Annotated in this window: 16 protein-coding genes; 4 read left to right on the forward strand and 12 right to left on the reverse strand. The window is 62.6% G+C overall.

Going from position 1 to position 17,749, the window contains the following annotated elements; translation table 11 throughout:
* Positions 1-26: 26 nt before the first annotated feature.
* The 6 genes from WDM24_RS36825 to WDM24_RS36850 form a co-directional block, all read right to left on the reverse strand.
* A complete protein-coding gene (locus WDM24_RS36825; RefSeq protein ID WP_338829207.1) occupies positions 27-959 on the reverse strand; it encodes a DUF2950 domain-containing protein in 933 nt (310 codons plus the stop codon).
* Complete coding sequence (locus WDM24_RS36830) at positions 956-2,689, reverse strand: DUF3300 domain-containing protein (protein WP_338829208.1); 1,734 nt, start codon at positions 2,687-2,689, stop codon at positions 956-958. The genes WDM24_RS36825 and WDM24_RS36830 overlap by 4 nt, the downstream gene beginning before the upstream one ends.
* A gap of 82 nt (positions 2,690-2,771) precedes the next feature.
* Positions 2,772-4,070 (reverse strand): TAXI family TRAP transporter solute-binding subunit, encoded by a 1,299-nt coding sequence (locus WDM24_RS36835; RefSeq protein WP_338829209.1) that lies wholly within the window; start codon positions 4,068-4,070, stop codon positions 2,772-2,774.
* Between the two features lie 120 nt (positions 4,071-4,190).
* Entirely contained in the window at positions 4,191-4,604 is a 414-nt protein-coding gene (locus tag WDM24_RS36840; protein WP_338829210.1) for a hypothetical protein, read from the reverse strand.
* Positions 4,605-4,628: 24 nt separating this feature from the next.
* Positions 4,629-5,861: an HlyD family secretion protein gene (locus WDM24_RS36845; protein WP_166302602.1), complete on the reverse strand. Its 1,233-nt coding sequence runs from the start codon at positions 5,859-5,861 to the stop codon at positions 4,629-4,631.
* Complete coding sequence (locus WDM24_RS36850) at positions 5,854-6,297, reverse strand: hypothetical protein (protein ID WP_338829211.1); 444 nt, start codon at positions 6,295-6,297, stop codon at positions 5,854-5,856. The genes WDM24_RS36845 and WDM24_RS36850 overlap by 8 nt, the downstream gene beginning before the upstream one ends.
* A gap of 154 nt (positions 6,298-6,451) precedes the next feature.
* On the opposite strand from WDM24_RS36850, the gene WDM24_RS36855 reads away from it, so the two are divergent.
* Together WDM24_RS36855 and ppk2 are read left to right on the forward strand one after the other, a co-directional pair.
* Positions 6,452-6,904 (forward strand): hypothetical protein, encoded by a 453-nt coding sequence (locus WDM24_RS36855; RefSeq protein WP_166302599.1) that lies wholly within the window; start codon positions 6,452-6,454, stop codon positions 6,902-6,904.
* 25 nt (positions 6,905-6,929) lie between these two features.
* Positions 6,930-7,730 carry a polyphosphate kinase 2 gene (gene ppk2, locus WDM24_RS36860; protein WP_166302597.1) on the forward strand — a complete coding sequence of 267 codons (801 nt, stop codon included), beginning with the start codon at positions 6,930-6,932 and terminating at the stop codon, positions 7,728-7,730.
* Positions 7,731-7,772: 42 nt separating this feature from the next.
* Here the strand turns inward: ppk2 and WDM24_RS36865 are convergent, their stop codons facing one another.
* The 3 genes from WDM24_RS36865 to WDM24_RS36875 form a co-directional block, all read right to left on the reverse strand.
* A complete protein-coding gene (locus WDM24_RS36865; RefSeq protein WP_338692313.1) occupies positions 7,773-8,207 on the reverse strand; it encodes a hypothetical protein in 435 nt (144 codons plus the stop codon).
* Positions 8,208-8,241: 34 nt separating this feature from the next.
* Positions 8,242-10,992 carry a decarboxylase gene (locus tag WDM24_RS36870; RefSeq protein ID WP_338829212.1) on the reverse strand — a complete coding sequence of 917 codons (2,751 nt, stop codon included), beginning with the start codon at positions 10,990-10,992 and terminating at the stop codon, positions 8,242-8,244.
* Between the two features lie 196 nt (positions 10,993-11,188).
* Positions 11,189-12,883, reverse strand: a complete 1,695-nt coding sequence (locus WDM24_RS36875) for a SulP family inorganic anion transporter (protein WP_338829213.1) — start codon at positions 12,881-12,883, stop codon at positions 11,189-11,191.
* 150 nt (positions 12,884-13,033) lie between these two features.
* On the opposite strand from WDM24_RS36875, the gene WDM24_RS36880 reads away from it, so the two are divergent.
* Together WDM24_RS36880 and WDM24_RS36885 are read left to right on the forward strand one after the other, a co-directional pair.
* The gene (locus WDM24_RS36880; protein WP_338829214.1) at positions 13,034-13,921 is read left to right on the forward strand and encodes a dienelactone hydrolase; all 888 of its coding nucleotides are present in this window, start codon (positions 13,034-13,036) and stop codon (positions 13,919-13,921) included.
* A gap of 66 nt (positions 13,922-13,987) precedes the next feature.
* Complete coding sequence (locus tag WDM24_RS36885) at positions 13,988-14,533, forward strand: invasion associated locus B family protein (protein WP_338829215.1); 546 nt, start codon at positions 13,988-13,990, stop codon at positions 14,531-14,533.
* 16 nt (positions 14,534-14,549) lie between these two features.
* On the opposite strand, the gene WDM24_RS36890 is transcribed toward WDM24_RS36885, so the two are convergent.
* The 3 genes from WDM24_RS36890 to WDM24_RS36900 form a co-directional block, all read right to left on the reverse strand.
* Positions 14,550-14,897, reverse strand: coding sequence for a response regulator transcription factor (locus WDM24_RS36890; RefSeq protein WP_312022829.1), 348 nt, complete (start codon positions 14,895-14,897; stop codon positions 14,550-14,552).
* 216 nt (positions 14,898-15,113) lie between these two features.
* Entirely contained in the window at positions 15,114-15,746 is a 633-nt protein-coding gene (locus tag WDM24_RS36895) for a response regulator transcription factor (protein WP_338832513.1), read from the reverse strand.
* 83 nt (positions 15,747-15,829) lie between these two features.
* Positions 15,830-17,593: a sensor histidine kinase gene (locus WDM24_RS36900; protein WP_338692315.1), complete on the reverse strand. Its 1,764-nt coding sequence runs from the start codon at positions 17,591-17,593 to the stop codon at positions 15,830-15,832.
* Positions 17,594-17,749 lie beyond the last annotated feature (156 nt).

Raw genomic sequence — 17,749 nt, forward strand, 5'->3', positions numbered from 1 at the left:
TCGCATCGCTGCAGCCCCCTCTGAGCTCAGGGATTTGTGAGGTCGACTTTCTTCCAGGTGTGATCCGGATCGAAAACGATCATGCGCTTGGCTAGAAAATCGGTACGTGAGCCGAGATCCTTTTGATAGACAGTGCCTGCGTGGTTGACCAGGAACGTCATGACGCCGGAATTGGCGTATTCGGCGGGATAGGCGACCAGTGCAAATCCACCGATCATCTTGCCCCTCACGACATAGTTCAGCGCGCCGCCCGGGGCGTCGGAGCCCTGCGCTTTCAGGATCCGATAGTAGTATCCGTGGTACGGCGCGCTCTGCTCGCCGACCTTGTAGCCCTCCGCCGCGGCCTGGGCCGCCAGCTCACCGAGCGGACTCGGGTCCTTGTCGTCGCGCCAGAACAATCCGTCGGTCTTGCCTGGCCTGCTGACGATGCGCTGGGCATAGGCGCCCACACCCTCGCCGCGATCCTTCTCGGCATATTCATTCTGAGCGTCGACATAGGCGAGACAGGTCTGGATCGCAGCAAGCTCGTTATTGCCAATCCTGCGGTAGAGGATTTCGCGACGTCCCGCAGCCGCGTCAAAACTCCAGCCGTCATGGTTGTTGACGAGGGGAATCGGAAACGGGAAGTCGTCGGGCCCCAGAATCAGGGTGGCCTTCTTGTTGTCGTCGGCCCTGATCGAATGCTTGGCGTCGTAGGCCGAAAGGAAGCGCTGTCGCGCATTGGCGTCGGCGACATCGTCGCCCGACTCAATGATATCGGCTGCATCGCGGCCCAGCACCTTCAGCACGGCCCGGCTGGCGCCGGTCTTGACGGCGGTCGCCAAGGCGGACGCTGCGTCTTCGGGATTGGGGAAGCCCTGCTGGGCGCGAGCCGGAGACAGCAGCAGAGCGAGTGCTGCTGCCGCAGCGATGCTGACGGAAGCAATGCGATTCAATCGCAAGGACGAAAAGCCTGTCATCGTGATGCCTCCGACCGAGATGGAATCTTCGCACCAGTGGCACGCCATTCGTCGTAGCTGCGAAGCTTGAGACCGAGCCTGTCGTAATAGACCCTGAGATAGCCGTCGGCGCCGCGCGTCACCGCCGCTGGCATGACGTGCTCGACTTCCTGCGCCATCACGCCGACATAGGATTTGCTGCTGCCGAGATAGCTGAAGCGGTAATAGCCGAGGCCGTTGGCGAGATATCCAAGCAGTTCGATATCGTGCTTGAGCGCGATGTCGGAACGCCGTCCGCCGCCACCGCCGCCGCGGAAGCCGCCGCCTCCTCCTCCACCACGGAAGCCGCCTCCGCCGCCACCCTGGAATCCACCGCCGCCACGACCCGCGAAGCTTGCTCCGCCGCCGCCGCCGCGCGGCATGCTGGCCATGCTCGATCGCCCCCGCGCCGATGCCGCCGCAGCTGCCCGTCCGGACGACACGTTCATGGCGCCGCCGCGATTGCCGCCGCCACCGCGATTGGCCGCAGCTGCGCGGTTACCGGCATTGCCGCGGTTGGCGGCCTTTGCGCGATCGCCGCTCCCCTTTGCTCCGGCTCGATCGCCGCCCTTTGCTCCAGCTCGATCGCCGCCGCCCTTTGCACGATCTGAAGCACCTGCGCGATCACCGCCGCCGGGCCGATCGCGCGTGCCGGCACGATCTCCGCCGCGGTCACCACCACGGTCACCCGCACGATCCGCCGCACGATCTCCTGCTCGGTCGCCCGCCCGATCTCCGGCGCCCTGGTCAGGACGCAGCACTTGCTGTCCGTCACGGCCGCGGAAATCCATCCGGTCCGAGACGCCGGCCTTCACATTGTTGCCGCCGAACCGCTGCTGGACGTTGGTGTTGCTATAGCGGACGCCCTGGCGATGCGCCGGGTTGTGCTGCCAGCTGTTGCCGATGTTGTTCACCCGGTTGTAGTGGTTGACGTAGACGTTGCGGTTGCCCCAGTTGCACCCGCCGCCCCAGTAGTTGCCCCAACGGCCGATTGCCCATCCCGCGCCGAACGCCAGGCCGGTCGCGATGACGCCCGCGCCGATATAGGACGGATACCCGAAGTAGTCAGGCGGATATTCCGCGTATGGCCAGGTGCCGTAGACTGTAGCCGGTTCATAATAGGGCACGTACATCGTATTCGGATCTGCCGACTCGATTACGACCACCTGCTTGTTCTCTTGTGTTTGAACGCTGACCTTCTGCTGCTTGGTCGTCACCAGCTTCTTGTTGTCATAGGCCTTCGAGCGCAACCGCTGAATCGCATCCATCACATCCGGTTGTTGCGCGAGCACCGCATCGCCCAGATTTTTGGTCCAATCGATCTTTTCGCTCATCATCGAAATAACGTCGGGCGTGCTCGCAAGCGCCTTCACACTGTCGTCCCAGGCCTGCTTCTCGACCTCGGTCTTCAACGCATCGCCTTTTAGATTCTTGTGCTCCTTCAGCCAGCGATCGGCCTGCACAACTTCCAGCGGGTATGTCGACGCCGCCAGCACGTTGGCCAGCAGCTCGTCGGGATAGAGCGCAATCGGCGCGACCAGCGCTTCGAGCTGCTCGGGCTTCAACAACTTGTCAGCCGGCTGCGCTGTCGGCGCAGCTGCCTGTGGCTGACTACTCTGCGCAGGCGGCTTGTCGGCGGTTTGCGCCACCGCAGCGACGGGGATGGCCGATACCAGCGCAATCGCAACCAGAGTCTTGCCCCAACGGAACATCGCGACCTCCATCGACACCGACGGTCGACAGCATCGGCCACGGCCGCGTCTGTCCTTTGATCGAGATCAAGGAAAGCGTCGCTCAGCTTCCGGCCGGACCCGGCTGCTGCGATGCAAGATAGGCACGGCGATCATGGATCAGGTTCTCGAGCCGATGGGCTGCAACGTTCACCGCGGTGACGGCACGCTCGGCCTGGTCGTCCGCGACCGGCTGCTTGCGCTGCGTCCGCAGCACCTGGTCGATTTCGCGCTCGATCTCTTCCAGCTCCGGCATTTGCTCAGCCGCCCGGATCCGAGGCCCCAGCGTATAAAGCATGTCGAGCGCCTCCTGTCGGCTCTGGGTCTCGACCGGCCGGAGAAATTTCCAGGCCGCGGCGAGCACCGATGCGAGGCCGCCCGCGATCATCGGCGCCAGGAAAATCGCATTTCCCCATTGATCGAGAAAGCTCTCCCGGGTCCCCTCGTAGAATGCGGCGGCGCCCGGATGCACGGGGATGTAGGCATCTGCATCGGTGTCGGGCGTCGCGATCTGCGCCAGTCCCGGCAACTCAGCGAGCAAATCGTGGCGCGCGGTCATAATCGACTGGGTCAAGTCGCCAATCAGGTCGTTGCCAAGCTTCTTCTGCGCCACCAGGTAGAATGAGGTCCGCAGCGTCGTCAGGTCGTCGGGGGGAATTGGTGGCGAGCCCCGCAATGTTCCCTTGGGCACGTCGAAGGTTTCGTAGGCCCGCTCCCTTTCGGCGATCGCGCCCGCCGACTCGATGGCAATCATCAGGGGGCCGGTTCGCGCGGTGTGCGGGAGAACGCCGCGCAGCAGGGACAGATATTTCTCGGTCAGAGGCATCACGACCAGGATGGCGCGGACCTCCTTGGCCTCCAGCGCCCGGCGCGCGTCCGAGGGCAACAGCGGCTTGAACGTCACGCCCGCGCGCGCGAGATCGTATTCGTCCGACAACACCTTGATCAGCTTCTGATTGGCCTCGAACCCGATCACGCCGAGCGTGGCGCGCTTCAGCTCCGTCACGTCAGATATCGAAGTACCGGGCGGAGCAATGATCAGTGCGACGGCGTGGGCCAGCACGATCACGGCCTGGGCCTGCGACAGGTCGCCGACATCGCCGCGCACCACCGCGAGATCGACCTTTCCGGACGCGAACGCAGCGGCAGACTCGAGCGGCCCCGTGGTCTGGACCAGGCGCAGCCGGACCGTCGCTTTCGACTCCGTGAGCTTGCCCGCGATCGCCGAAATGAGCTTGTTCGCTTCGCCATCGAGCGAACCGACGGCGACGGTGAGCGTTGTCGGCCGAAGATACCAGCGATAGACCAATAAGCTGGCACCCCCGAGCATCAGAACGAGCCCGGCCACCAGGGCGATGCGCAACGACCTCGGTAAACTGCTAGGATCCACGGAGCGTCACTCGGTCAATCCGGCGTTGACCGGATTCTGCTTCACAACGCTCAATATATCGGGCCGCAGAAATTGGTCAAAGGCTGCATTCCGCTAGAGCTTGCAGCGATGATAGGAAACCTGCATCCCTTCGACGCCCGGAAACTCGCGCGTGATGGTGTCGTCGTCGACAACCTTGAGGAAAAACTGCACGTTGGACACCATGATCCCCGAAGCGCAACTCACAATGATATTGAGGTCCTTGCCATCATCCTTGCGCGACTTGATCTTGCAGTTCTCGAACTTGCCCCTGAGGCGATCGGACTCGGCGATGAACCCGCCGCCATAGATCCCGGAGAAATTCGTGAATGTGACCTGGTTCGCCCTGCCCTTGCGGGCGAACACCCTGCCGCATTGGTCCGCGCTGGTGGCCCAGGCGCCGGCGAGATCGAACGCGTGCGCGGAGTCCGGCAATCCGAGGATCATGCCCGCCACCACGATTGCGCGAAGCTTGCCGTCCGGTTTCATCTGCCGTCTCCCTGTTCGCGCCCGTCAGTGACCACTCAACACCAGCGTCTGGATCGGCAGCAGCAGCGCCTGGATCCGAAGCAGCAATGCATGAACGAGTGCGGTCGCGTCGACGACGTGCAGGGCAAAACCCTTCAACGCGCCGGTTTTCGGATCGGCGATCACGTCATGGTTGCTGGTGTAGGCATTGACGATGCAACTGCTGCCCGGTGTCACGCCGTCAAGGCCGCCCTTGTAGAGCGGCTCAAGGAACACGAGGATCGAGCCGGGCTTTTGCAGGCTCTGCGGGTCGATCAACAGCTCGGTGGCCCGAAACTGGCCGGCGGCGATGAAATCCTGCACGCTGGTGACGACCAGCGGAATGATCACCCAGGGTTTCGACATACACGCGGCTTCCGCGACCATGCCGGGCTTCATGACCTGCGCCTCGATCTGCCCGAACCCCGCCTGCAAACTGTTCCGGCCGGCTTGGTCGGGTATCAGGATTCCGGCCGGCCGCATGATCTGGGCCACAAGATCTCCGGGGCGAACGAGGAATTGCTCGACGCGGCCATCGACGCCGGCACGGATGAAAGTCTTGTCGAGATCCACTTGCGCCTGCGCCTGCGCGGCCTCGGCACTTGCCTTCTCGGCCGGCAGAAGCGTAGTGACGCGCAACGTCGCCGATTGCTTGACGGCGCTAGCGGCATCGACGCCGGACTGCCGCTGATCAACCAGCACCTGCAGCTTCTCGATGTCGCGTTGGGGCACAATGCCGGGATTGCGGCGTTGCAATTCGCTCTTCACATCCAGCTCGTCCTTGGCTTGCTGCAAGGAAGCTTTCGCCTCCCCGATCTGAGCGTCCGCCTTGACGACATCGGCCTGCGCCGAGATCAGCGACGCATCCACCTCGGCGATCTTTCGCCTGGCTGTCTCGAGCGCAGCTTCTTGCCTCGAACTATCGAGCCGGAACAGGACGTCCCCCTTTTTCACCGATTCGGTGAAGCCGACATTGACCTCTACGACGCGGCCGGAGCCCTCAGGCAGGATCGGCACAGTCCTGAAGTAGATCGCCGCGGAGGTTGTCGAGGGATGAAAGTAGAAGATCATCGTGATCAGCGAGATCGTGAGCATCAGGCAGCCGGTGATACCCCACCTTAGTTCGTACCAGACGGAGAAGAACGTGATCTCCTTGCCGAACCGCTTGCCTTGCCGATAGCGGCGGTAGAGGTAATCCGGCAGGATCGTCACCAGCGAGCAGATCATCAGCTCAAGCATGGTTGTGCACCTCTTGCTTCGCGGGCGTCCGGACGTCCGGACTGCCGCCAGATACGGATTCGTCCTCCGGTTCGGCAGCGGGCGCGCCCGGCGTAGCGTCGGCAATGCGCTCGACGGAATCGGCAATGCTGCGCATCGGCGTGCCGAAATCCGGCAGGTCGATGAGTGCCAGCAGCAGGCCGGCGACCCAGAAGATATGCATGTGGGTGAAAAGTGATATCAGGCCGAGGACGGCGACGATCTCAAACTGCAGCTTCTGCGACTTGTGCGCCATGCGCTCCGGCAGGCTGTGCAGCTTCCAGTAGAGGGTACCAACCCAGAAGACTGTAGCTACAAGGAAAATGCCCATCACCACCATCAGGGTGTCCGACCCGTCGACGCCGGGAATGAAGAACGGCAGATGATGGGGGGCTGCCGGATGCATCTGTTCGCTCAAATTTTATCTCCGTTCCGGGCGCTGGCGCTTCGCAGCCGTGCCTCGCACCGTGCCTTTCTTCCGTGCGGCTTGCTTGATTTGGATCAAAGAAGACGGTCGGCTTGCTCCTACCGTTCTCGGGCAAGGCTCAAGATCGATCCCAGGAGTCCCGGCCATGCGAGACAAAATCGATGACCTGATCCCGAAGGCGCATGAAATCCAGAAGCAGGCGGCGTTCAAGGAAGCGGAGAAGGCCGAGGAACATGCCAAGCGTGCGGCTGCTGTGGAGGCCGAGAAGCGCGCCTTGATCGAGCGGTTGAGCAAGCCGTCCGGTCTCAGCGAAGACGAGAAAGTCAAACTGGCCTCGACAGTGATTCAGCGTGCGGTGCGCAACGGGCTGACCGAAGTGCAGGTCTATCGCTTCCCCAACACGCTGTGCACCGACAAGGGGCGGGCCATCAATCAGATGGAGGCGGGATGGGAGAAGACGCTGACAGGCATACCCAAGGAAATATACCAGCTCTGGGCGGACTATCTGCAACCGCGTGGCTACCGCATCCGCTACCAGGTCGTTGAATACCCCGGCGGCATGCCCGGCGACATCGGCATCGTCATTGCCTGGGGCTGACAGCTCAAACGATGGACGGGGATCGATGGCGAAGGAAAACTCCTCCGGAAAGATGAAGCGCAAGCAGTATGAGGAAGAGCTGCACAAGCTGCAGATACAGCTCTGCCATCTCCAGGAATGGGTGGTAGCGAACAAGCTCAGGGTCATCGTCCTGTTCGAGGGGCGCGATGCGGCCGGCAAGGGCGGAACCATCAAGGCCTTGACCGAGAAGGTCAGCCCGCGTGTATTTCGGGTGGTCGCCCTGCCCGCGCCATCCGATCGTGAGAAGTCCCAGCTCTTCATCCAGCGCTACATGCAGCAGTTTCCTGCCGCCGGCGAAATCGTCATCTTCGATCGCAGCTGGTACAATCGCGCTGGCGTCGAATATGTGATGGGATTCTGCACACCGGCGGAGCACAAGCGGTTTCTCTCGCTCTGTCCGCAGATGGAGCAGTACATCATCGAGGGCGGCATCATCCTGATCAAGCTGTGGCTCGAGGTCGGAATGGACGAGCAGGAACGCCGCTTCAGGGCCCGGATCGACGATCCGCTGCGGCAGTGGAAACTGAGCCCGATGGACACGGAGTCGTACCGGCGCTGGTACGACTACTCCCGGGCACGCGACCTGATGTTCAAGGCGACGAGCTCGAAGCACGCGCCCTGGCACATCATCCGCTCCGATGACAAGCGGCGGGCGCGACTGAACTGCATTTCGCACCTCCTGAAGACGATCCCCTACGGACGGGTGAAGCGCGACAAGGTGAAACTGCCCAGGCGCTCCGACAAAGGGCGCTACAACGATCAGGCCGGTCTGCGGGGAATGAAGTTCGTCGAGGAACGCTACTGAAAGACCAGGCCGCACCGGATGCGCGGCCTGGGCCCTTCCGGCCTATTTCAGGCGGATCGTGACACCGCCCACGGCGGCCGAGACTTCGGCGCCGACCTTCGGACCGCTGAGCTGCAGGATCACGCCATTGGCGTTCTGCAGCTGCACGCCTCCGGCGCCCGCGGCGATCGCACCTCCAGCGCCTGCGGCGCTGTAGGAACCTTCGATTGAGCCGGGCCCCCTCAGGTTGATCGCGCGCCCGACAAGCTTGGTGGTCGAGGCGCCGATCGTGAAGCCGACGCTCATGCCCGACACGGTGAACGGATAATGCTTGCCGCGCAGGGTCAATACGCCCTCGCCGCCTCCGACACCAACGATGAAGCCACCCTTGGTGAAGATGACGGCGACCGCGCCGGTTTCGGCCAGCGACGGCGTGCCGAAGCCAGCCAATCCGATTGCCAGCGCGGCAAGAGCTCCAAGCAAATCCACTTTCCTCATGATTTCCCTCCAGGGATCGGTTGCGCTAACGGATCTATGATGCAGCCTTGAGCTTCGGCGCTGACGCCTTCGGCTTGCCCATCCTAGCGAGAGCCTCGGTCGTCACGAGCTTCAGGCCCTCGGCCGCGTCGTAGCCATGGATCTCCTTCACATCGAGCTTGCGCATGAAGTCGATCGTCTCCTGCGTGATGACCTGGCCAGGGACCATGATCGGGAAGCCCGGCGGATACGGGATCACGAAGCTCGCGGAGACGAGAGCGGGCCCGTTCTTCAGGCGCCTGTCGATCTCGGGGTCGTTCAGGCGAATGTATTCGCATCCAGCGGGGTCATAGGCCGAATAGAACCCGCTGCGGATGTCGCCTTCGTTCGTCCTGGTGCCGGCATCGCCGCGATAGGTCTCGTGGAAATGCGAGAAGTTCGGCAGGTCGGGCACGTCCTTCATCAGGCTGTTGACCCGCACGTCGAAAGCGACCTTGGCGTTCGCTCCGCCTTTGGCCAGGGTCTGATCGATTTCACCGGAGATTTCGGCCAACACCCGGACAAGATGCGCGACATCGCTGCGCGTATTGTTGATGTTGGACTGGATCAGGACCGAGTTGCGCGACGTCTTGTTGACCTGGATGTTGTAGCGGTTGGCGAGCAGACCCTTGAATTGCGTTCCGTCGTACCCGGCCGTGCCGCAGACCAGCGTCATGCGGGTCGGATCGAGGCAGAACTCGTCGTCGTTCAGGCTCTTCAGGGCGCTCGCCCAGTTGGTACCGGCCGCCAGATAGTCGGTGAAGCCGCTCTGGCGATATTCCTTGGGGACCATCGCATCCGCACCCAGGACGCGGAAATACCGGGAGATCAGCGGATTGGTGTTGACCGCATTGCGGATGGCGAACGCAATCTCCATTGCATTGGCCACCAGTCCATAACCCTCGAGCTCCATCTGGCGGCGCGAGACGTCGAGGCTTGCGATCAGCTGCTGGTTCGGGCTGGTCGAAGCGTGCGTGAATACGGCCTCCTTGAACTGCGCTTCGACCGTGTGAAATTCGATGTCCTTGACGGACAGCATCGAGCCCTGCCGGATTGCCGACATCGACTTGTGCGTCGAGTTGGTCTGGTAGACCCGCAACCGGATCTGACGCGGATCGGGGATGAGCCGGGTCTTGAGCAGCACCTCCTCCGACGGGTTCTTGCCGAGTTCGGCCTGCTGCTTCTCGTAGGCCGCAACCGATTTGGGATCGCGCATCCAGGCTTCGATCTCGTTCGCCGCGCCCATCGCGGTTCGTCGCCTCAGGAATGGCGAGAACCGCGCGAAGCCGAACCAGGCCTCGTCCCAGAGGAAGATCAGGTCAGGCTTGATCGCGAGGCATTCCTCCATCACCCGCCGCGTGTTGTAGATGTGACCATCGAAGGTACAATTGGTCAGGTCGATCATCTTGACCCGGTCGAGCCGGCCATCCGCCTTCGCGTTCAGAAGCGCCTGCTTGATCGTCTTCAGCGGCACCGCGCCGTACATCGAGTATTCCGTCATCGGGAATGCCTCGACGTAGAGCGGCTGCGCGCCCGCCAGCACCATGCCGTAATGGTGCGACTTGTGGCAGTTGCGATCGACGATCGCGATGTCGCCGGGACCCAGCAGCGCCTGCACCGCCATCTTGTTGGAGGTCGAGGTGCCGTTGGTCACGAAGTAGACGCGGTCGGCACCGAGTGCGCGCGCGGCCTTCTCCTGCGCCTTCTTGATGTTGCCGGTCGGCTCCAGCATGCTGTCGAGGCCGCCGGTGGTGGCGCTGCTCTCGGCAAGGAACAGGTTCAGCCCGTAGAATTCGCCCATGTCGCGGATCCAGTCCGACTTGAACACGGACTTGCCGCGCGCGATCGGCAGCGCGTGGAAGGTCCCGATCGGCCGCTGCGCGTATTTCTTCAGATTGTCGAAAAACGGCGTGTCGAAGCGGTCCTGCACGCCTTCCAGAATTGAAAGGTGCAGTTCGAGGATATCCTCGACCGAGTAGAACACCCGTCGCACCACGTCGGCCTCAGGATTGCCGGCCAACTCCTCGACGTCGCGATTGGACATCAGGTAGAGATCAAGCTCGGGACGGATCCGCTTCAGGATATGGGCCAGCCGTAGCGCGGAAGCATCGGACTCTTCGTTGAGCCCCATGGCGCCAGTCATGGCCCGAAGCACAGGCGCATCGTGGCGCGAGCGCAACCCGAAGCCTTCATTGATCACCACCGCCGCAATGTTGGGGTTTAGCATTGCCGCACAGAAGGCGTCCTCGAGACTGCCCACCATCACGGGCTCATAGATGAAGGCGTCGACCGGACGCCGCAGCCTGCGCCATTCCGCCAGGAGTCCCGGCCAGTTGCTGGCTGGCACCCCGGTCACGATCAGGGTCTCGAAGTAAGGACGGCGCGCCGCCGATTGTCCGAGGGTTGGCGGCAGCAGATCAGGAACGTCGCCATTGCCATCGTCCTGCGTGCTCCAGTCACCGGCATGCTGGCGGAAGGATTTTGTCTGAAGCGCCTGCACGATCCGCGTCGCAAGCAGCTGCGAGGTGGCGGCGTCGCCCGCCGCCGCGGCTTCCTTCAGCGCCGCCATCAAACGAAGGCCCGGATAGCCGTGAAACTCCTCGGTGACCGCAAGCGCCGACAGCGCCTTGTCGTACGGCGCACGGTCACCGCCCCGGCTCCACGCCTTTGCCGCCTCGACCAGATCTCGCCAATTGTCGGCGCGTCCGCCGGGTCCGGAGAAGAATTGGTCGATACGCTGCTGGGCCTGCTTCGCGTCGTTGGCCATGAATGTCTCCCGATCTTAGCGGTGTTCCGATCTTGACGGTGTTCCCCGTCCGAGCGTACGAACCGTGCACACCGCTCCCTTTGATCCAAGTCAATCCGCAGCGGTTGAGAGAAACCTTGTCGCCACCGAGCGATCGCGACGTCTTGCGATGCAACAAGGCTCGAATGTTAGGGAACGGTCCGCGGGACAGCGCACGTCAGTCGTTTGCCTGCGGCTTCCTGCTGCTCAATACGCTGTCGAGCGTCCGCATCCAGTCGCCGCTGTCGGTCTTGTCGGCGAGACCATCCGCCTGAAGCAGATTCCGCAACTGCGCGTGCGCGCCGACGATGCAGAATTTGATGCCGCGCGAGGCGAGTTCCTGGTGCAGATCGTGCAGCATGCGCGACCCCGCCAGGTCGATGAACGGCGAGGCCGACAGGTCGCAGGCCACCAGCTTGACGTCGGGGGACGTCTGCAGTGCAGCCAGCACAGTTTCGAAAATCGTCTCGGCATTGACATAAAGCAGCGAGGTTTCCGGGCGGAAGGCGATGATCCCGGTCAGCGGTTCCACGTCGTCATGGCGCGCCCGGTCGGAATAGCGGCCGCTGCCAGGAAGGCGGCCAAGAAATGCGACATTGGGCTGCGACGCACGCAACAGCAGCAGGAAGATAGAGGCGGCGGCCGCCAGCAGTACGCCCTGCAGGATCCCGAGGAACAGCACGGAGACCAGCGCGATGACCGCCGCATAGAAGTCGATCCGGCTGATCCGCCACATTCGGGCAAGCGCCGGAATATCGACCAATTTGTAGACGGCCGAAAAGACGATCGCGGCAAGCACGGTCTTCGGCAGATTGGTCAGGAGACCCGTGAAAAACAGCAGGCAGAGCGCAAGGGTTGCCGAACAGAACACGAGGGCCAGCGGCGTTCGCGCACCGGCCGCGTCATTCACAGCCGACTGCGACAGCCCGCCGGCGACGGGATAGCCATGCCCGAAGGCTGCGGCGAGATTGGCCGCGCCGAGCCCCAGAAACTCCTGCCGGACATCCAGTGCATAGCCGTGCTTTGCCGCGAAGCTTCGCGCAGCCGACACGCCTTCCACATAAGCCAGCACGAGACATCCGGCGGCGATGGGAAACAGATCGTCAAATTCGAGCAGGCCGAACGTCGGTAGCGCAAGGGTCGGCAATCCGGTCGGGATCTTTCCGGTCACGGGCAATCCCATTTCCGCAAGCCCAAGGGCGGAGACCGTGAGGATAGACAGCGCGACCACGGCGAGGCCAACAGGCTTTCCGGGCAGCCTGCGCTCGCCGAGCAGAAGCAGCACGGTCGCAGCCACGCCAATGCCGAGCACCAGCGGCCTGGTATCGCCCAACTGGCCGGCAAGCTTGACCGCACGGTCGAAAAAATTGTGGCCGCCGCCTGCCACGCCGAACAGGCTTGGCAGCTGGCTCATGATGATGGTGAGCCCTGCCCCGGCCTTGAAGCCCACCAGAATGCTGTCGCTGATCAACCGCACCAGCAGGCTGAGCCTGAACAGCCAGGCAATCAGGCAGAGCAGCGCCACGCTGAAGGCAACGAGGCTGACGATCTGCCCGTAACGTGTGGCGTCGCCGCCGGCCAGCACGCCGACGGCGCCGGCGATCATCAGCGAGATCGCCGAGGTCGGTCCCACCGCGAGTTGCCGCGACGAGCCGAGCAAGGCGTAACCCACGCCGCCAAGCAGGTAACCGTAGACGCCGACCTGCGGCGGCAGCCCGGCGAGCCCCGCATAGGCCAGCGACACCGGGATCGCGTAGGCGGCCAGCGTGACCCCGGCGATTGCGTCCGCACCAAGCCAGGATGCGCGATAGTCGGCAAGCCAACTCGCCGGCGGAAACCGTCGGACCCAACTCGTCTCGCTCAGGATTGACATCAAGCCCGCCGTATCAAGCCGCATTGGACGCATGTGGTTGCGCCGGGGCGGACCGATCCACGTTGATTCAGATCAAGCGTCGCCCTCGCAGATCAGCACTAGGATTGCCATGACCTGCACATTTGTCCGCGGACCGCCGGAGGGCATGACATGCGTCAGCACGGCTTACGAGCCCTCGCAGCTGCAACACTTCTGTTGCTCGGTCTGGCCACCCCGGCACGCGCCGACGACAACGGCGCGCCCCAGCGCATCCAGGAAGAAATCTGGGCCTTGCCGCTCCCGCTACCCATGTTCGCTTATCTGGTTCGACCGCTCGGCGACGGCCCCTTCCCGCTGGTCATCATGAACCACGGCGTGTCGCTGAACGCCCGGGATCGCAGCTTCTTCCCGCTGGTCGAATTTCGCGACGCCGCAATGTGGTTTGCACGGCGCGGTTATCTCGTGGTCGCGCCCGTCGGCACCGGCTATGGCGCAGCGGCCATCGATATTCCCGAACGCGGTCTTTATGGCCCGTTCTTCTCCAAGATCGGGAAATGCACCAATCCCAATTTCCTCGATCCCGGCCTCGCCGTCGCGCAGGTCGATCTCTGGATCATTGACTACATGGCCGCCGAAAAACGCACCCTGCCGGACGGCGTCATCGTCGTCGGGCAGTCGGCCGGCGGCTGGGCCGCGATCGCCCTGTCGAGCCTCAACCCGCCGCAGGTCAAGGCCATCATCACCTTCGCGGCAGGCCGCGGCGGCCGCGTCGATGGCAAGCCCAACAACAATTGTGGCCCGGACAAACTGGTCGAAGCGACCGGCGTGTTCGGCCACACGTCGCGGGTGCCCATGCTGTGGCTCTACATCGAGAACGACACATTCTTCGGCCCGGCCCTGTCGAAGCGAATGTACGAGGCTTTCACGCGCGCCGGCGGCAGGACCGAGTACCATCTACTGCCACCGTTCGGGGACGAAGGGCATTTCCTGATCGGCTCTCCCGATTCCATTCCTATTTGGTCGCCACTGGTCGAACGATTTCTGGACAAGGTTCGCTAGGCGCATCTCGCTGGAGGAGTATCCATGGTCCGATATGGTCCCTTGTATGGTCCTTTGGCGACGTTGGTGCTGTTTGCGGTCAGCATCGGTGCTGCGCGCAGTCAACAGACGCCTTCGCCCGCTGCGGTCAAGGACGGCGCCGAGGTAGCCACGCGAGGGGCACGCACGGCGCGGGACGTCAAGTATGGCGAATGGCGAAAGGTCTGCTTCACCCCTGCCGGCGCCAGGACACTATGCCGAACGACGATCACCGGCACCCTCGGGACCGGCCAGACGGCCGTTCGCGTCGATCTGATCGAGCGCGAAGACGGGACCTCCCGCCTCCAGCTATTCCTGCCGGTCGGGATGTACCTGCAAGCCGGCGTCAAGCTGTCGGTCGACCAGCAGAAGGTCCATCGCCTGCCCTATACCTGGTGCGTGACCAACATGTGCATCGCGGCCGATGTTGCCGATCCCAAGCTGCTCGAGGAAATGGATGGCGGAAAGGCGCTCTCGGTCGACGTCGTCGACACCAGCATTTTGACGGTGACGACGTCGGTGCCGCTCGACCGCTTTGCAACCGTCCGCAAGGGAGCACCCGCACTGACGCTCGACCAAGCCATTGACGAATGATTGAGACCCGCGATCGCTAGACTGCGCCCGCCAACAATTGTTCGATCGGCTGCATCAGCGATTTTGCCGTGAACGGCTTGGTCAGATAGGCCACGCAGCCCGATGCCATTGCGGCCATCCGTGTCGCCGGGTTGTCATTTCCGGTGATGTAGATGACCGGGACGTCGATGCCCTGATCCGCCAGGCGGTGCCGCAGTTCGATCCCTGAACCATCGCTGAGATTGATGTCCAGGATCAGACACAGCGCGCCATCGAAGCTGCCATCTCTCAGCAAGGCATTTCCGGTCTCGAATAATCTGGATGCAAATCCATATTCCCGCAGCAGCCGTCCGATTCCACGGAGCATGGAGGGGTTGTCATCCACGACGAAAACTAGTTTCGCGGTCGGCAAATCCTGCGGGCCTCTACCCTATCGAGAAGCAAAATCTCGACTTGTTGCCCAACGTCCGTGCCTGGACGAAGGACACATTGAAATCTCACCGGCGCGCGACATCGCCGTGGCCAATATCGGAGATACGCGCCGTCACAGAGCTTTCATATTGTACCATGGGACAGGAGGCCACAGCTGCCTCCGGGCGGATTAACCCTTAACTTCGCCATCAAGCTCGCGCATGCCGAGCCGCTCCGCGATCGAGACGAGCTCGGCAAGTGACTGCACCTGCATCTTCTCCATGACCTGGTGACGATGCGCCTTGATCGTGCGTTCCGTCGTGCCGAGTTCATAGCCGACCTGCTTGTTGATCCGACCGCGGACAATCAGATCGAACACCTGCCGCTCGCGTGGGGTCAACTTCGCCAGCAGCGCGCGGAGGGAGTCGAGCCTGGTCCGCTGGCTGCGGGCCAATTCGTGCCGCGCAACGGCGCGATTGATTGCCTCGATCAGCTGCTCTGATGCAATCGGCTTGGTCAGAAAATCCTCGGCTCCGGCCTTGATCGCCTGCACGGTCGTCGCTGTGTCCGCATGTCCGGTGAGGAATACGATCGGAAGCGTCGACTCCAGCTCGTTGAGACGAATCTGCAGCTCCGGACCGCTCATTCCGGGAATGCGCACGTCCAGCAGGATACAGCCGGCGTCTTCGTCGCCTGGCAATTGATCGAGCAGTTGCCGGGCCGATGCATACGTCGCCACACGGTAGCCGGCGAGCTTGAGCCTGCGCTCAAGTGCAGTGCGAAACGAGGCGTCGTCGTCGACAATATGCACGTAAGCGTGCATTACGCTCCCTCCTTCGCGACCGACGGCAAATCCTGCGTTCGTTAAATTAGCACTGCCTGCTGCCAAAGTAAGACCCAAACGCGCTATGCCGCCAGCGGCAATGAAAGATGGAAAACCGCTCCACCACCGGACTGGTTCTCGGCCCAGATCTGACCGCTATGCGCCAGAACGATGGTCCGCGCGATTGACAGGCCAATGCCCATTCCCTGCTCCTTTGTGGTGAAGAACGGATCGAAAATCTCGTTCAGCCTGTCCTGGGGAATTCCCGGACCGGAATCGCAGATCGAAATCACAGCCGACGCCCCTCCATTGACTTCGGTACGGCCGATGATCGTGCGTCCGTAGGGCATCCTGGCCATCGCGTCCATGCTGTTGACCACGAGGTTGAGAATGACCTGCTGCAACTGAACCGGATCACCTTCCACCAGCAGGGTCTGCGGCGACGTCTGCAGGTAGATCGCGACGTTGCGCGTCGAGGCCTGCAGCTTGAGGAAATCGAATGCCTCCCGCATGGTTTGGTTGAGGTCGATCTCCTTTTTCTCAAATGGCGCACGCTTCAGCAGGCTGCGCATCCGGCGGATCACCTCGCTCGCACGCAAATCATCGCGCTTGATGTCGGAAATGATCTCCCGCACCTCCTGGAGGTCAGGCGTCGGCGAACCGAGGATCAACTCCGCCGTCTCGGCATTGGTCAGGATCGAGCCAAGCGGCTGATTGAGCTCATGGGCTATCGAGGACGACAGCTCTCCGGCGGTCGCCTGCCGATTGCTGTGAGCAAGCTGGGACAGGCGATTGCGGGCCTCGACCTCGGCCTTTCGTCGCATGTACCGCTCGTGCAGCAGGAACGCGATCAGCATGGTCTGAAGCAGCAACGCCGCAGTGAACGCAACGGCCGGCCAGCGATATTTTTCCAGGAAGGTCGGCTCCTCGAAGCGGATTTCGCTGCCTTGCGGCAGACTGGCTTCGCTGACATTCCAGCGCTGCATCTGCCGCCAATTGAAGATCGGCTTCACGGCATTGATGACCGACGGCGGCAGGTTTTCCGGCGCCTCTCCATCCAGGATCCGCAGCGCCCTATGTGCTGCTTCGGCACCGATCAAGGACGGTACGATCGTGAATCCGCCTATGCCACCCGGCTCGAGGAAGGTTTCCGCCGCGACCACGATGGGACGATTGGCCTTCGCCGCGACAAATGCGAGGGCATCCGAGGGCGGATAGTAGTTGCCCTTGCCGTCGCTATAGAGGCCCGTGTAGATGATCGCGCTGTGGTCGGGAAGCGCGGTAACCCGCTCGACGACCTCAGGCATCGGACGTCCGATAATCTCGATAATGTCGAGGCCCGGAATGCCGGCCGCAGCCTGGTCTTTCCAGTTGCGAAACAGAACTTGCCGTTCCCAATCCGCACCGACAAGCACAACGGTTTTGAGGTCTGGTACCACGGCGCGGGCGGCCGAGACGGCATCCTTGAACTTCAAGGTCACGATGCCGCCGGTGACATAGGCAGGCGGTCGCATTCGCTTGAAATCATTCTCTTCGACCAGCGCAAACACGATTGGCGTGTCGGGCCAAAGTTGGGGGCGCCAGCGGAGCACAAGCTCGAGCGCAGCCGCTCCAACGGCAACCACGACACCGATCGGTCGATCGCGATATTTCGTCTCGAGAAACCGCCGAAAGCCCTCCTGATAGGCCTCACCGCCGAAGCGATTGAGATCGAGACTTTCCGAGTAGATTGTCGTCGGAGCGTGACCGTGCGCGCTCACGGCATCCCGCAATCCAACAAAGACCTGATAGAAGAACGGGCCGCGTCGATCGGACTGGTCCAGCACCAGCATGGAATGCGGACGCATCTCTTGCGCCCGGAGACCGGCCGGCCACAGCAAGCTAGCCAGCAGAACGATCAATCCAGAGAGCCGAATTGCCTTGCCCATAGCGCTCGGAGCCGGAGACCAACGGGTTCAAGAAAAACTAGCACGGTTATCGTCGTAAATGCTGAAAAGTAATCC

This window comes from Bradyrhizobium sp. 27S5 (genome assembly GCF_037217225.1).
Lineage (GTDB): Bacteria > Pseudomonadota > Alphaproteobacteria > Rhizobiales > Xanthobacteraceae > Bradyrhizobium > Bradyrhizobium septentrionale.

Coding starts and splice junctions, on each gene's coding strand:
- WDM24_RS36825 (WP_338829207.1), bottom strand. CDS start 959: ATGACAGGCTTTTCGTCCTTGCGATTGAATCGCATTGCTTCCGTCAGC.
- WDM24_RS36830 (WP_338829208.1), bottom strand. CDS start 2,689: ATGTTCCGTTGGGGCAAGACTCTGGTTGCGATTGCGCTGGTATCGGCC.
- WDM24_RS36840 (WP_338829210.1), bottom strand. CDS start 4,604: ATGAAACCGGACGGCAAGCTTCGCGCAATCGTGGTGGCGGGCATGATC.
- WDM24_RS36845 (WP_166302602.1), bottom strand. CDS start 5,861: ATGCTTGAGCTGATGATCTGCTCGCTGGTGACGATCCTGCCGGATTAC.
- WDM24_RS36855 (WP_166302599.1), top strand. CDS start 6,452: ATGCGAGACAAAATCGATGACCTGATCCCGAAGGCGCATGAAATCCAG.
- ppk2 (WP_166302597.1), top strand. CDS start 6,930: ATGGCGAAGGAAAACTCCTCCGGAAAGATGAAGCGCAAGCAGTATGAG.
- WDM24_RS36865 (WP_338692313.1), bottom strand. CDS start 8,207: ATGAGGAAAGTGGATTTGCTTGGAGCTCTTGCCGCGCTGGCAATCGGA.
- WDM24_RS36870 (WP_338829212.1), bottom strand. CDS start 10,992: ATGGCCAACGACGCGAAGCAGGCCCAGCAGCGTATCGACCAATTCTTC.
- WDM24_RS36875 (WP_338829213.1), bottom strand. CDS start 12,883: ATGTCAATCCTGAGCGAGACGAGTTGGGTCCGACGGTTTCCGCCGGCG.
- WDM24_RS36880 (WP_338829214.1), top strand. CDS start 13,034: ATGCGTCAGCACGGCTTACGAGCCCTCGCAGCTGCAACACTTCTGTTG.
- WDM24_RS36895 (WP_338832513.1), bottom strand. CDS start 15,746: ATGCACGCTTACGTGCATATTGTCGACGACGACGCCTCGTTTCGCACT.
- WDM24_RS36900 (WP_338692315.1), bottom strand. CDS start 17,593: ATGCGTCCGCATTCCATGCTGGTGCTGGACCAGTCCGATCGACGCGGC.